A 12,836-nucleotide genomic window follows, 5' to 3' on the forward strand; every position below is an offset into this window, starting at 1 on the left:
GCCAGGCTTGCCGGCGAAGGCGATCTCAATGACGCCTTCGCAGGCAAGCCTGGCTCCTACAGGTTTGGCGTGAGCCGCCGAGCACGATATCCCCTGATCCGTAGAGTCAAACAAAAAGCCCGCCAAGGCTTGCACCTTGGCGGGCTTTTTTGTGCGCGGGCGGTTTAGAACGCGCCCATGTAATCGCGCTTGCCCACTTCCACACCGTTGTGACGCAGCAGTGCGTAAGTGGTGGTGACGTGGAAGAAGAACTGCGGCAGGCCGTAGGTCAGCAAGTAAGCCTGGCCACTGAAGCGCTTCTCTTTAGGGGTGCCTGGACGCGTCACGATCTCGATGCCTTCCTTGCCGTCAATCTGCTCGGGCTTGATCTCGCCGATGTAAGCCAGAACCTTGGCGATCAGGGCTTGCAGTTCAGCGAAGGTGGTTTCGGTGTCGTCGTACTTCGGCACTTCGATCTCGGCTAGGCGCGAGGAAACGCCTTTGGCGAAATCAACGGCGATCTGCACCTGACGCACCAGCGGGAACATGTCCGGGTACAGACGGGCTTGCAGGAACGCGTTCGGATCGATGTTCTTGGCGGTGGCGTGGGCCTCGGCCTTGTTCAGAACGTCGCTCAAAGCGTTGAGCATTTGTTTGAAAACAGGAACGGAAGCGGCGTACAGGGAAATGGTCATGACAGTCTCGTGTGGTGACAGGAGGGAAACGTGGGGCGATTATAGCGATGCGCGGTCCCAGGTGAAGCGATAGATAGTGGCGGGCGGGCCAGGATGACAACGACCGTTATCGGCATCGGCACCGACGATCGACCATTGCGCACGCGAGGTCTCCCCCAGCTCATGGGCTGCCTGGGGATTGAAGCACTGGCTGAGCAGTTCATCCGGCACCAACGCGTATGACTGACGGTGTTCGCGCAACCATTGCGCCGCTTGTTCGACCGTGGAACGGGTCATTCCGAAATGAACGATCGGCTGTCGGGCAAACAACCAATGGCCCTCGCGCCAGTTGACCAACACCAGGTCCGCGCCTTGGGTCATCTGCGCTGCTTGCAGCATCAGTGCCTTGTGAGGATTGGGTCCGTCCTTGACCGGCTCGATAAAACCGCGGCCAAACCACAGCGTGAACCAGGCCACGGTCACCACCTGAAATACCCGCCAACCCCGTGGGCGCTGGCTGAACCAGCGCTTGAACAACCATGGAATCAGCGGCGCAGCGATCAGCACCAGCCCCGGCAGCGCCGGATAGATGTACAACTTGCGCTTGCCGCTGCTCAGACAGAAAAACAGCACAACCAGCACGACCCACCCCAGCAACACCAGCACTCGTCCGTCGCGCTTGCGCAGTTGCCGGCTCCAGGCGGGCACCAGCCATGGCAGCGCGAGCACCAGCGGCAGCCAATATTGCGGGATGACGTTGACGAAGAAATACCAGAACGGTTCTCGATGATCCCAGGCTGCCGCATAGCGCCCCGCCGTCTGGCGCAGAAGAATTTCCCGCGCATAGGCGATTTCGTCAGCGGCGCCATTGAATACGATGGACACCGCCAAGGGCAGCAACCAGATCGCGATCGCGCCAAGCACTACCAAAAAACCCAGGCACCACTTGCGCGCCGCGCCCGGCATGGCCACCACTCCGGGCCAGCCTTTGCGCACTGCGTAGGCATACGGAATCAACATCAATGCCGGGACGAAGCCGACCCCTTTGGTGATCACACCAATCCCCATGGCCGCGCACCCAACGTAAAACCAACGCCAGGCCGGCCCAAGCAGCAGATGACGCACCAGGCCGTACAGCCCCAGCGAGGTAAACAGAATCAGAAAACTGTCGATCTGACCGGTCCGCAAAATGCTGTACGTCTGATACGTCGCCAGGTACAGGAGCGCAGCCGTCCGCCCGGCACGCTGATTCCATAGCCTTCGGCCCAAGTCGTAGAGCATGGCCGTGACCGATGTGGCCGACAAAAGCCCCGGAATATAAAGGGCAAGGGCGGGCATCCCGGTGATCCAGGTGAAAAACGCCACCGTCCACATGAAAATCGGTGGTTTATCGCCGTAGATTTCGGCGGCTCGGTGCGGAATCAACCAAGAACCGTTGTGCAGCATCTCCAGCGCAACACCGAGGAATCGCTCCTCGTCGACATTCTGCGGCTGACGCAGGCCGAGTCCTGCGCCTACCAGTAAAAGAGCAAGCAACATCAGTCCCAGACATTCAACGCTGGGTGACAGGGTTCGGCGCACGGTTCAGTCCTTCAAGGTTTTGCTGCGGGCAATCAATTGCAGGTTGCGCAAATACACGATAAAGCCGAACGCCTGACCGGCGATGAACACCGGGTCCTGTCGATAAATGGCGTAAGCGAACAACAGCGCACTGCCGACGATGCTGAGGTACCAGAAGCTCACCGGAATCACGCTGCGTTTTTTGTATTCGCTGTACAGCCACTGCAGGACAAAGCGTCCGGTAAAGGCGATCTGGCCACTGAAACCGACCACCAGCCACAGGGTCTCGCGGGACAGGTTCATCCTTCCATCTCCTGCGCATGGCTGTTCAGTCGCGTGCGCTTGATCAGCCACCAGACGCCGACCAGATCGAGAATGCCCACCAGGGCGCGGTCGATGTTGCCGTATTTGGAGACCCCGGCCGTGCGCGGTCGATGATTGACCGGGTGGGTGATCATGCGGCCGTTGTGGCGCTGGATCAGCGCAGGAATGAAGCGGTGCATATGGTCGAAGTACGGCAAGCGCAGAAACGCGGCCCGCTGGATCAGTTTCAACCCGCAACCCGTGTCGGGCGTCTGGTCCTTGAGCATGCGGCTGCGCAGCCCGTTGGCAAACCGCGAGGCCCAGCGCTTGCTCGCGCTATCGCGGCGGTTGACCCGGTGCCCGGCGACCAATTGAAGGTCGACAATGGCCAGCTCACTGCGCACCAACGCCAGCATGCCGGGAATATCCGCCGGGTCGTTCTGACCGTCGCCATCGAGCGTGGCCAGCCATTGGCCCCGGGCGGCGAGCGCCGCATGGTAGAGCGAAGTGCTCTGCCCCAGCGAACGCTCGTGGCGCAGGATGCGCAACGTGCTCAAGCCACTGTATTTGCTCTGTCGCAGTTCCTGCAAAGTGGCGTCAGTACTGCCGTCGTCCACGACAATGATTTCATACGCCTCATCGACCAGTGCGATACGGATTTCTTCAAGCAGCGATTTGAGATTGTTCGCTTCGTTCTTTGCCGGAATCAGCACGGATACAAATATGTCTTGGCTCATAGAGGCCCCTATTACCCTGGATTTTTATGATCGAGGGCCAACATTTCATCTCTGATAAAAGTGGCGATACCACTTCACGAATTCCGCGACGCCGGTTTCAACCGTCACTTGCGGACGGAAATCGACCCACTGTGCCAATGCCGACACGTCCGCCCAGGTCTTGACCACGTCGCCCGCCTGGAGCGGCAGAAAGTTGCGTCGGGCCTGAATCCCTAACGTCGACTCAAGGCAGCCGACGAAATCCAGCAGCGCCACCGGCATGCCGCGGCCGATGTTGTAAATCCGGTTGGCACCCTCGCCGGGGCTGTCCGGCAACGGCGGTCGTGGGCGCAGGCGCGCAATGCTTTCGACGATGTCGTCGATGTAGGTGAAGTCGCGCGACATCTGGCCCTGGTTGTAAAGGTCGACTGGTTTGTCGTTGAGGATCGCGTGGGTGAATTTGAACAGCGCCATGTCAGGGCGCCCCCAAGGTCCGTAAACGGTAAAAAACCGCAGGCCGCTGGCCTTGAGTCCATAAAGGTGACAATAGCTGTGAGCCATCAGCTCATTCGCGCGTTTGCTGGCGGCATACAGCGAAATCGGGTGATCGACGGCATCTTCAACGCTAAAAGGCATTTTGCTGTTGGTGCCGTACACCGAGCTGCTCGACGCATAAATCAGATGCTTGGGGCGATAGTGTCGGCAGGCTTCCAGCACATTCAGAAAACCCACCAGGTTCGATTGCGCATAAACGTCCGGGCTGTCCAGCGAGTAGCGAACACCGGCTTGGGCAGCCAGATGGATGACCTCGGTGAAACCGTGATCCTTGAACAAGGTTATCAAGGCTGGCTTGTCGACAATGTCCAGCACCTTGAAATGAAAACCGGACAAGGCGCTCAGCTCCTTGAGCCGTGCGTGTTTGAGTTCCACGCTGTAGTAGTCGTTTAGATTATCGATGCCGACCACATCAATACCTTGCTCACACAGGCGCTTGACCGTGTGAAAGCCGATGAATCCTGCGGCGCCGGTGACTAGAACGGTCATAGCGGGGCCACGCCGATGAGCGCATTATTACGGGTCGATACCAACGTCAGCTCCATGCCTTGCTCCAGGGTGAAATGGTTAAGGCCAGTGACGTCGTCGATACGCCGTGGCGTCGCGCCGGTCATGTGCGGCAGTGGTCCGCAACCATGCACACGGTGCCCGCCAGATTGTAAAAATAGCGTTATGGCTTGATGTAGGTTTTATGACCGTTTCAAAGCTGGAGCGACGAATTCAGTTGCCATTGGCGCACGCCGATTTAAAGTGCATGCCGGCAGGAGAAGAATATGAAACCGGGAAAGGACGCAGAATAATGAGCACTGAGCAAGAGACGACCTTCGACGAGCCGCGCCTCAACAGCACGGAAATCCGCATTCTGGGCTCGTTGATCGAGAAGCAGGCCACCAGCCCGGAAACCTATCCGCTGACCCTCAATGCGCTAGTGATTGCCTGCAACCAGAAAACCAGTCGCGAACCAGTGATGAACCTGACCCAGGGCCAGGTCGGCCAGAGCCTGCGCGCCCTCGAAGGTCGCGGCTTTACCAAACTGGTGATGGGCAGCCGTGCCGATCGCTGGGAGCACAAGGTCGACAAGGCGCTGGAACTGGTGCCGGCCCAGGTGATTCTGGCGGGATTGCTGTTTCTGCGGGGGCCGCAGACGGTCAATGAACTGCTGACCCGCAGCGGCCGCATGCATGATTTTGAAGACGCCGAACAGGTAGTGCATCAACTGGAACGGTTGATTGCTCGGGGGCTGGCGTTGTTGATTCCGCGTCAGGCCGGGCAGCGCGAAGACCGCTATATACACGCGTTGGGTGATCCGGCGGATATCGAAGTCATCCTCGCGGCCCGGCATAACCCGGCCGAACGCGGTGCCGGTAGCGGTGTATCGGTTGAGCGAATCGAAGAGCTGGAAGCGCGGATTGCAGCGCTGGAGGAACGCCTGGCTCGCCTCGAATAACCACCACTGTGGCCTGTAGGAGCGAGGCTTGCCCGCGAAAGCGATTCAACATCCAACATTATCGTCGAATTGAAAATCGCCTTCGCGGGCAAGCCTCGCCCCTACAAAAGGAGTGCTACTCGCCGTCCCAGTAATCCACGCCGTCGCCTGGTCGGGCGATGGCGACGAAGCCTGAGGCATTGCCTTCGGCGTCGACCTTGAAGTCGTCCATCACCACGTATTTGCCGGAGTCGGGGTATTCGCAAATCTCCGGCGATTGCTGGGTGCTGACCGCCAGGTAGCGCAGTTCGCCCTTGCTGTTGTTGATGATCTGGTGCGCGGCTTCAGGACCGCCCGGCGGGCAGGCGATCACGTCCCCGGCGCGAATCGGAAAACGCTCGGCACCGAGGCGCACCTCCCCTTCCCCGGCCACGACGTAAAACATCTCCTCGTTGACCCGATGACTGTGGAACGGGCTGCCTCGCATGCCTGGCTCCAGCACGTACAGCCGATAACCAAGTTTTTGCGCACCCAGTTGCTGGCCGACCCGGGCCAATTTCTGCTGATAGCGGCCGGCGGTTTCACCGGTGGGCGCCAGGGCTTCGGGCAATGGTTCAAGTTCGACCTGATTCAGGTTGAGAATGGGGGGATGCATGGAAACCTCAGGCACGGTTTGTTTTTGGGGGCGGCAAGTCTTTGCTTGCTGGCGGGGAGTATAGGCGGGGAATGTTGTGGCAACTGAATGGGCTAGCCCGGAGACCGAGTTGCGCCCATCGCGAGCAGGCTCACTCCCACAGGTGTCACTGTCGGACACAAAATACGTGTACGACGCCAATCCACTGTAGGAGCGAGCCTGCTCGCGATGGCGCCAGTACAATCAACAGAGAACTGGAGGGTTCAGCCCCGAGCAAACTCCACCGCTTTCTTGAACTGCTCATCCGTCGGCCGCACGCCGGTGTACAGGACAAACTGCTCCAGCGCCTGGATCGCGATCACTTCCAGCCCGGTAATGACGCGCTTGCCCTCGGCACGACCGCGCACGATCAGCGGTGTTTCCGAGGGAATCGCCACCACATCGAAGACAGTCTCGGCAGCAGCGATGGTTTCAGCGTCGAACGCCAGTTGATCGGCCTCAGGTCCACCGCTCATGCCGATCGGCGTGACGTTGATCACCATCTGCGGGCGCTGAGTGCCCAGTTCAGCCTGCCACTGATAGCCCAGGGATTCAGCCAACGTCCGCCCGGCGCGCTCGTTACGAGCCACGATCAGGCCGTTTTTATAGCCACCATCGCGCAAGGCGCTGGCCACGGCTTTGGCCATGCCGCCGCTGCCGCGTAGGGCAAAGGTCGATTCCTTCGGCACCTGATGGGTTTCAAGCAACTGGGCGATGGCGATGTAATCGGTGTTGTAGGCCTTGAGGTGGCCGTTGGTGTTGACGATGGTGTTGATCGATTGAATGGCTGCCGCCGACGCGTCCAGTTCATCGACCAGCGCAATGCAGGCTTCCTTGAACGGCATCGACACGCCGCAGCCACGAATACCCAGTGCACGAATGCCGCCAACCGCACCCGGAAGATCCTGACTGCTGAACGCCTTGTAGTAAAAATTCAGGCCCAACTGTTCATACAGATGATTGTGAAACCGCAGGCCGAAATTGCCGGGGCGCCCGGAAAGCGACATGCACAGCTGGGTGTCTCGATTGGGGTTCATCTGCATGAAATATCTCCTTCAAAAGCACTTTCAGATGGACGGGATTAGCCATTCCATCGTGTTCTGATCGATCATTACGGCGTGCCTGAGCAGGTTCTCCAGGCCCGTAAAGAAGCCGGTACAGACCTTACACAAAATTTACCCAGCGGCTGTGCTGAATTTCAAAAAAAAGCTGTCTTAGCTGTATCCCCGCGACAATCCTTGGGTCTATTGCAGACACAAGCGCCGGGTCGAAGAACCGAGGAATTATCATGATCCGTAAAATCCCCACAGTTGCCTTGCTGCTCGGTGCTCTTGCTATCACAGGGCAGGCAGAGGCTGGCGGCGGTCACGGTTGGCAGGGTCCAGCGGTATTTGGCGCGATCGTTGGTTCGGCAATCGTCGGCTCGGCCATCATCAACAGCAACCGGCCGGTCTATGTACAGCAACCGGTGTACGTTCAGCCACAGCCGGTTTACGTGCAACAACCGCCTCCGGTTTATTACCAGCCTGCGCCGGTCTACGTGCAGCAACCGGTCTACTACGCGCCACCGCCGGTTTACTACGGCCCGCCCCGTGGTTATTACGGTCCACCGCGCGGTTACTACGGCCCTCCCCACGGTTATGGCCGCTGGTAAAAGCCTCATCAGGCCCCGCCTTATCAGCGGGGCTTTTTTGTGACCGTTCGTCGGCGAAGGTCTCGAAAAATCGCGTCAAGGTCGCTGTCGGGACAGTGTTGACGGTTCATGTTGGCAAGATTGACTCGACCGCCCTTCCCCCGTATCGGGAAAAACGGTCATATTTATGTCATGCAAGGTCCGCAAGCTTGGATCTGTGCGTAAACAACAGGTTGATAAAAACAAGGACGACCTCATGCCCACGCAAAACCCGCACCGCATTGTCGGCTTGTGCACTTCCAGCAAGGTGTACAACGCTTTGACCGAACTCAAGCACCTGGAAGGCCATCGCAGCGCCAAGTTTCTTTCGCTGCTGGCAGAAAACCTGGTGCGCAAAGGCCTGCTCAACGAACAGGAAGTGGTCCATATGCTTGATCTGGTGGTCGACTGAACCCAAGACTCACTGGCATCAATGACGACTATCGAAAGTGTTGATTGTCCGTTCGAGTGGCAGATCCGTAAGGTAGCTCCATCGATTGATGGAGGTATTTATGTCCCAGGTTCAAATCATGTCCGTAATCGGCAGCGCCGTTCCCGCACCGCTCAGAGAGCTAGGATTGCTCGCCTGTTGGTATCTGGTGCAGGACGGCGAACCGATCAGCGGGCCGCTCACTTCGCTGCCTGCCGCCAAGGCACTGTCGCAAAAAATCGGCCAGGGGCGGTTCAGCGCTTAAGGCAGCTGAACCCTTGGCTTGGTTTCGATGAAGATCGCCCAGCTCGACATGAACAGCGCCGCGATCAGCGGCCCGATGACAAAGCCGTTCAGGCCGAAAATCGCCAGGCCACCCAGGGTCGAGATGAGGATCAGATAGTCCGGCATCTTCGTGTCCTTGCCCACCAGGATCGGTCGCAGCACGTTATCCACCAGGCCGATCACAAAAATCCCGAACAACACCAGCACCACGCCCTGCCAGATCGCCCCGGCGAACAGGAAAAATGCCGCCACCGGCGCCCAGACAATTCCCGCCCCCACTGCTGGTAACAGCGACAGAAACGCCATCAACACCGCCCAGAGCAATGCGCTCGGAATATCCAGAAACCAGAAAATCAAACCACCCAACGCGCCTTGTGTGATCGCCACCAGCAGGTTGCCCTTTACGGTCGCCCGAACCACGCGATTGAACTTGAGCTGCAAGCGGCGTTTCTGGCTCTCCTGCAGCGGGATGGCGGAGCGAACTTTACGCGCCAGTTCCGCGCCGTCTCGCAGGAAGAAGAACAGCAGGTAGAGCATGATGAAAAAACCCACCACAAAATCGAACGTGCCCTGACCGAAACTGAACACTTGCGTGGCGACAAACTCATTGCCCGTCACCGCACTCTTGATAATTTTCTCCCGCAGCCCGTCCAGCTCGCCGATCCCGGCCCGATCCAGCAAATGCTGGAAGTACGGCGGCAAGCTGTGCTTGAAATGCGTCACATAGCCCGCGATGTCCAGTTCGCCGCTTTCGATGCTCTTGTAAAGCGACGCCCCTTCCTGGACCAGCAAGATGCTGAGGATGATCACCGGCAGAATCGCGATCAACAGGCAGATGCTCAGGGTGAGCAACGACGTCAGGTTGCGCTGCCTGCCGAACTTCAGTTGTATCCGGCGTTGCAGCGGCGCGAACAGAATCCCGAGGATCACCGCCCAGAACACCGCACCGTAGAACGGCAGCAAAATCCAGATAAAAGCAGCGGTGACCACCCCGAGCAAGATCACCAGTGATTTGTTGTGTACCGTCTCTTCGTTCATGTCCGATCCATGTCAGTGCGCTCTTGTATTGAAGAGCCGTGCTGATGCTTAGTCCGCCACGGTTCGCGCGAGTGCCATCCGTTTGTTCATCAAGCATAGATCCAGATCAATGAACCCCGCGGGCAAGCCGATTACCCTCGCGGGCTTTTGCGATCGACACTGCCATGACGCTCCTTGCTCCAGAACTGCTCGCCCCTGCCGGCACCTTGAAAAACATGCGCTACGCCTTCGCCTACGGTGCCGATGCGGTCTACGCCGGCCAGCCGCGTTACAGCCTGCGGGTGCGCAACAACGAATTTGATCACGCCAACCTTGCGCTCGGTATTCGCGAGGCGCAGGCACAAGGCAAACGCTTCTATGTGGTGGTGAACATTGCGCCGCACAACGCCAAGCTCAAGACCTTCCTCAACGACCTGGCACCCGTGATTGCCATGGCGCCGGACGCGCTGATCATGTCCGACCCCGGTTTGATCATGCTGGTACGCCGGCACTTCCCGCACATGCCGATCCACCTGTCGGTACAGGCCAATACGGTGAACTGGGCCAGTGTCGAGTTCTGGCAGCAACAGGGTTTGAGCCGGATCATCCTTTCTCGGGAGCTGTCGCTGGAAGAAATCGCCGAGATCCGCCAGCAAGTCCCGGCGATGGAACTGGAGGTCTTTGTCCATGGCGCGTTGTGCATGGCCTATTCCGGCCGCTGCCTGTTGTCGGGCTACCTGAACAAGCGCGATGCCAATCAGGGCAGTTGCACCAACGCCTGTCGCTGGAAGTATTCGGCTACACAAGCCACGGAAAATCAGCTCGGTGAAATCGTTCAGCACTTCCAGCCTGAACCGACCCTGGGCATCGGCGCGCCGACCGATCAGGTGTTCCTGTTGCAGGAAGCCAATCGCCCGGACGAATTGATGCCGGCCTTCGAGGACGAGCACGGCACTTACATCATGAACGCCAAGGACCTGCGCGCCGTGCAGCATGTCGGGCGGCTGACGCAGATGGGCGTGCACTCGCTGAAGATCGAAGGCCGGACCAAATCGCACTTCTATTGCGCACGCACCACGCAGGTCTATCGCCGCGCGATTGATGATGCCGTGGCCGGTCGCGAGTTTGATCGCAGCCTGATGACAGACCTGGAGTCCCTGGCCCAGCGCGGCTACACCGAAGGTTTCCTGCGTCGGCATGTGCATGACGAATACCAGAACTACCAGCACGGCAGCTCGGTTTCAGAGCGCCAGCAGTTTGTTGGCGAGTTGACCGGTGAGCGTCGTGATCGTTTGGCGCAAGTGAAGGTAAAAAACCGGTTTAACCTGGGGGATCACATGGAACTGATGACGCCCCAGGGTAATTTCCAGTTTGATCTGCATCAATTGCAGAACATCAAAGGCGAGCCGATCGACGTCGCGCCAGGGGATGGGCATACGGTGTATGTGCCGATTCCGGATGCGGTGGATTTGCGGTTCGGGTTGTTGATGCGGGATGTCAGCCTGTAGATCCGTACCAAAGAACGCAGTCTGCGCCCGCGCCTACGCGAACTCCTCACGCAACATCGTCACAAACGCTTCCCGCGCCGGGTGAACCCCGGCGTTTTCATGCCAGTAAAACAGGTTGTCGATGGCCGTCAGCTCAGGGAACTCAAACCCCGCGCACCCCGCTCCTTTGGCGTACTGATCAAACACCCCTTTGGGTACGAGTGCGACACCGGCCCCGGCGCTGACACACCCGACAATCGCGCCATAACTGGCCAGGCTGACAATCGGCAGCGCCTGCCCTTGGCGCAGCAACCAGTGTTCCAGTGCCGCGCGGTAAGGACAGCCTGGGGGCCACATGAACACGGTCTTGTCCTGCAAGTCTGCGATAGCACGCACCGGCCCCAGCGATGTCGAGGCAATCAGCAGCAGCTCTTCGCGGTACATCGGCGTGCGCTTGAGCTGTGCGCGCTCCACATCCACCGCGACGATCGCGCCGTCGAGCCGATGATTGAGCGTGTCATCGAGCAGTTGGCTCCAGGTGCCGGTGGTCAGCTCCAGCGCGACGCCGGGATAGCGCTTGTGAAACTTGGCCAGCAGACGCGGCAGACGACCGGTAGCCGAAGACTCGATGGCGCCGATACGCAGCGGGCCGGACGGTTCGGCCGATGGGTCCACCGCGCGTTTGGCTTCAACGGTCAGCGCCAGGATCTTCGAGGCGTAAGTCAGAAACGTCTGCCCCGCCGGACTGATGCGCAAGCCTCGGCCCTCGCGCAGAAACAGCGCCACGCCCAGTTCCGCTTCCAGCGACTTGATGCGTGCCGTGATGTTCGACGGCACGCAGTGCAACAGCTCCGCCGCCCGGGCGATGCTGCCGACCTCGGCAACAGTCTTGAACATGCGAATCTGCGCCAATTCCATACATCACCAAAAGTGAACAGTTGCCGCAGTATAAGTCAGTTGTGGCGAATGGTCAGGCTTCCGATACTCGGTGCATCAACCCTCGGTAATCGACCATGAAGCCCTCAACGCACACCCACAAAATTCTCCTGGCCATGGCGTTTGTCGTCGTCTGCTGGGGTTTCTCACCGACCGGCATCCACATCGGCTTGCAGGCCTACGACCCCGGCCATCTGGCGCTGCTGCGCTTTCTGATCGCGTCGGTGTTCATGGCCGTCGTGGCCGCGTTCAAAGGTATCCGTCTGCCGAAGCTTGGCGATCTGCCGTTGCTGTTCGTCCTCGGTTTCTTTGCCGTGAGCCTGCACCACGTCGCCCTGAATATCGGCCAGCAAGGTGTCAGCGCCGGCGCTTCCAGTGTGCTGGCGCAATCGACGCCGTTGTTCAGCACCTTGCTGGCGCGGTTCGTGTTCAAGGACCGGGTCAGCATCTGGCGCTGGGGGTGTGTTTTATTGGGATTGATTGGCGTGGTGATTGTGGTGGCCGGTGATCGCGGGCTGGGCAGCATTGATGCGCACGGGTTGCTGATCTTGCTGGCGGCGGTGTCGTGGAGTTTTTACTTCGCGTTGCAGAAGCATCATTCCGGGCGCTACGACGGTTTGACGCTAGTCTGTTACACGGTCTGGTCGGGCACCGCGCTGTTGCTGATTTATTTGCCGGGGTTGGCCGGCAAAGTCGTCAGCGCGCCGATGCAGGTGCAAATGGCCGTGGTTGCCTTGGGCGTGTTTCCCAGCGCCCTCGCCTACCTGGCCTGGGCGTTTGTGCTGGCCCACATCGATTTGAGTCGGGCAACCATGACGCTGTATCTGATTCCGCCCACCGCCATGGCCATAGCAGCGTTTGCCTTGGGCGAGCAGCCGACGTTGATGATCGGGGTTGGTGCGGTGGTGGTGCTGATCAGCGTGTTGGCGTTGAATCTGGAGCGGCGCCCTGCGGCCATCGCGACGCAGCCCGCCCGGCCATGACGGCGAGCCATGCCGATTAAAGAATTGCCTTGCGATGCCGACGTCCTCTGTTCACATGAACGTGACGCCATCGCCTGGAAATGCTTATGAACCGTTTCGCTGCTGCCTGTGTGCTAGGGATATTGTCCGGTTGCGCCAGC

16 protein-coding genes are annotated in these 12,836 nt (G+C 59.2%); 6 read left to right on the forward strand and 10 right to left on the reverse strand.

What is annotated here, in order from left to right:
- Positions 1 to 164: 164 nt before the first annotated feature.
- The 6 genes from ACIQV9_RS19955 to ACIQV9_RS19980 are packed head-to-tail and all read right to left on the reverse strand — an operon-like array spanning position 165 to position 4,428.
- Positions 165 to 674 (reverse strand): DUF1993 family protein, encoded by a 510-nt coding sequence (locus ACIQV9_RS19955; protein ID WP_403104752.1) that lies wholly within the window; start codon positions 672 to 674, stop codon positions 165 to 167.
- 39 nt (positions 675 to 713) lie between these two features.
- Positions 714 to 2,234 carry an ArnT family glycosyltransferase gene (locus ACIQV9_RS19960; protein WP_403104754.1) on the reverse strand — a complete coding sequence of 507 codons (1,521 nt, stop codon included), beginning with the start codon at positions 2,232 to 2,234 and terminating at the stop codon, positions 714 to 716.
- 3 nt (positions 2,235 to 2,237) lie between these two features.
- The gene (locus ACIQV9_RS19965; RefSeq protein WP_403104757.1) at positions 2,238 to 2,516 is read right to left on the reverse strand and encodes a lipid-A-disaccharide synthase N-terminal domain-containing protein; all 279 of its coding nucleotides are present in this window, start codon (positions 2,514 to 2,516) and stop codon (positions 2,238 to 2,240) included.
- The gene (locus ACIQV9_RS19970; RefSeq protein ID WP_403104760.1) at positions 2,513 to 3,253 is read right to left on the reverse strand and encodes a glycosyltransferase family 2 protein; all 741 of its coding nucleotides are present in this window, start codon (positions 3,251 to 3,253) and stop codon (positions 2,513 to 2,515) included. Before ACIQV9_RS19970 ends, ACIQV9_RS19965 begins: the two co-directional genes overlap by 4 nt.
- Before the next feature lie 45 nt (positions 3,254 to 3,298).
- Positions 3,299 to 4,276, reverse strand: coding sequence for an NAD-dependent epimerase (locus tag ACIQV9_RS19975; protein ID WP_403104763.1), 978 nt, complete (start codon positions 4,274 to 4,276; stop codon positions 3,299 to 3,301).
- Positions 4,273 to 4,428, reverse strand: a complete 156-nt coding sequence (locus ACIQV9_RS19980) for a hypothetical protein (protein ID WP_403104766.1) — start codon at positions 4,426 to 4,428, stop codon at positions 4,273 to 4,275. The genes ACIQV9_RS19975 and ACIQV9_RS19980 overlap by 4 nt, the downstream gene beginning before the upstream one ends.
- Positions 4,429 to 4,586: 158 nt before the next feature.
- Here ACIQV9_RS19980 and ACIQV9_RS19985 point away from each other — a divergent pair, with 158 nt between their 5' ends.
- A complete protein-coding gene (locus ACIQV9_RS19985; RefSeq protein ID WP_403104769.1) occupies positions 4,587 to 5,234 on the forward strand; it encodes a YceH family protein in 648 nt (215 codons plus the stop codon).
- A 115-nt stretch (positions 5,235 to 5,349) separates the two neighbouring features.
- On the opposite strand, the gene ACIQV9_RS19990 is transcribed toward ACIQV9_RS19985, so the two are convergent.
- Together ACIQV9_RS19990 and ACIQV9_RS19995 are read right to left on the reverse strand one after the other, a co-directional pair.
- Positions 5,350 to 5,868: a cupin domain-containing protein gene (locus ACIQV9_RS19990; RefSeq protein WP_403104772.1), complete on the reverse strand. Its 519-nt coding sequence runs from the start codon at positions 5,866 to 5,868 to the stop codon at positions 5,350 to 5,352.
- 242 nt (positions 5,869 to 6,110) lie between these two features.
- A complete protein-coding gene (locus ACIQV9_RS19995; protein ID WP_403104775.1) occupies positions 6,111 to 6,929 on the reverse strand; it encodes a shikimate 5-dehydrogenase in 819 nt (272 codons plus the stop codon).
- Between the two features lie 245 nt (positions 6,930 to 7,174).
- Between ACIQV9_RS19995 and ACIQV9_RS20000 the strand changes: the two genes are divergently transcribed.
- The 3 genes from ACIQV9_RS20000 to ACIQV9_RS20010 all read left to right on the forward strand — a co-directional run bounded on the left by ACIQV9_RS20000 (position 7,175) and on the right by ACIQV9_RS20010 (position 8,253).
- A complete protein-coding gene (locus ACIQV9_RS20000) occupies positions 7,175 to 7,540 on the forward strand; it encodes a hypothetical protein (protein ID WP_403104777.1) in 366 nt (121 codons plus the stop codon).
- 235 nt (positions 7,541 to 7,775) lie between these two features.
- Positions 7,776 to 7,970 carry a hypothetical protein gene (locus ACIQV9_RS20005; protein WP_003179723.1) on the forward strand — a complete coding sequence of 65 codons (195 nt, stop codon included), beginning with the start codon at positions 7,776 to 7,778 and terminating at the stop codon, positions 7,968 to 7,970.
- A 100-nt stretch (positions 7,971 to 8,070) separates the two neighbouring features.
- Positions 8,071 to 8,253: a hypothetical protein gene (locus ACIQV9_RS20010; RefSeq protein WP_403104781.1), complete on the forward strand. Its 183-nt coding sequence runs from the start codon at positions 8,071 to 8,073 to the stop codon at positions 8,251 to 8,253.
- Here ACIQV9_RS20010 and ACIQV9_RS20015 read toward each other — a convergent pair.
- Positions 8,250 to 9,311, reverse strand: coding sequence for an AI-2E family transporter (locus ACIQV9_RS20015; protein WP_403104783.1), 1,062 nt, complete (start codon positions 9,309 to 9,311; stop codon positions 8,250 to 8,252). The genes ACIQV9_RS20010 and ACIQV9_RS20015 overlap by 4 nt on opposite strands.
- A 164-nt stretch (positions 9,312 to 9,475) precedes the next feature.
- Between ACIQV9_RS20015 and yegQ the strand changes: the two genes are divergently transcribed.
- Entirely contained in the window at positions 9,476 to 10,798 is a 1,323-nt protein-coding gene (gene yegQ, locus ACIQV9_RS20020) for a tRNA 5-hydroxyuridine modification protein YegQ (RefSeq protein ID WP_403104786.1), read from the forward strand.
- Positions 10,799 to 10,831: 33 nt separating this feature from the next.
- Here yegQ and ACIQV9_RS20025 read toward each other — a convergent pair whose 3' ends face one another.
- Complete coding sequence (locus ACIQV9_RS20025; protein ID WP_403104789.1) at positions 10,832 to 11,695, reverse strand: LysR substrate-binding domain-containing protein; 864 nt, start codon at positions 11,693 to 11,695, stop codon at positions 10,832 to 10,834.
- Between the two features lie 95 nt (positions 11,696 to 11,790).
- Here ACIQV9_RS20025 and ACIQV9_RS20030 point away from each other — a divergent pair, with 95 nt between their 5' ends.
- Positions 11,791 to 12,696: a DMT family transporter gene (locus tag ACIQV9_RS20030; protein ID WP_403104791.1), complete on the forward strand. Its 906-nt coding sequence runs from the start codon at positions 11,791 to 11,793 to the stop codon at positions 12,694 to 12,696.
- Positions 12,697 to 12,836 lie beyond the last annotated feature (140 nt).

This window comes from Pseudomonas sp. NPDC099000, assembly GCF_044759925.1.
Classification (GTDB): domain Bacteria; phylum Pseudomonadota; class Gammaproteobacteria; order Pseudomonadales; family Pseudomonadaceae; genus Aquipseudomonas.

Bases quoted from the DNA above. Each gene is read 5' to 3' on its own strand.
- ACIQV9_RS19955 (WP_403104752.1), bottom strand. From the start codon at position 674: ATGACCATTTCCCTGTACGCCGCTTCCGTTCCTGTTTTCAAACAAATG.
- ACIQV9_RS19965 (WP_403104757.1), bottom strand. From the start codon at position 2,516: ATGAACCTGTCCCGCGAGACCCTGTGGCTGGTGGTCGGTTTCAGTGGC.
- ACIQV9_RS19970 (WP_403104760.1), bottom strand. From the start codon at position 3,253: ATGAGCCAAGACATATTTGTATCCGTGCTGATTCCGGCAAAGAACGAA.
- ACIQV9_RS19975 (WP_403104763.1), bottom strand. From the start codon at position 4,276: ATGACCGTTCTAGTCACCGGCGCCGCAGGATTCATCGGCTTTCACACG.
- ACIQV9_RS19985 (WP_403104769.1), top strand. From the start codon at position 4,587: ATGAGCACTGAGCAAGAGACGACCTTCGACGAGCCGCGCCTCAACAGC.
- ACIQV9_RS19990 (WP_403104772.1), bottom strand. From the start codon at position 5,868: ATGCATCCCCCCATTCTCAACCTGAATCAGGTCGAACTTGAACCATTG.
- ACIQV9_RS19995 (WP_403104775.1), bottom strand. From the start codon at position 6,929: ATGCAGATGAACCCCAATCGAGACACCCAGCTGTGCATGTCGCTTTCC.
- ACIQV9_RS20000 (WP_403104777.1), top strand. From the start codon at position 7,175: ATGATCCGTAAAATCCCCACAGTTGCCTTGCTGCTCGGTGCTCTTGCT.
- ACIQV9_RS20005 (WP_003179723.1), top strand. From the start codon at position 7,776: ATGCCCACGCAAAACCCGCACCGCATTGTCGGCTTGTGCACTTCCAGC.
- ACIQV9_RS20010 (WP_403104781.1), top strand. From the start codon at position 8,071: ATGTCCCAGGTTCAAATCATGTCCGTAATCGGCAGCGCCGTTCCCGCA.
- ACIQV9_RS20015 (WP_403104783.1), bottom strand. From the start codon at position 9,311: ATGAACGAAGAGACGGTACACAACAAATCACTGGTGATCTTGCTCGGG.
- yegQ (WP_403104786.1), top strand. From the start codon at position 9,476: ATGACGCTCCTTGCTCCAGAACTGCTCGCCCCTGCCGGCACCTTGAAA.
- ACIQV9_RS20025 (WP_403104789.1), bottom strand. From the start codon at position 11,695: ATGGAATTGGCGCAGATTCGCATGTTCAAGACTGTTGCCGAGGTCGGC.
- ACIQV9_RS20030 (WP_403104791.1), top strand. From the start codon at position 11,791: ATGAAGCCCTCAACGCACACCCACAAAATTCTCCTGGCCATGGCGTTT.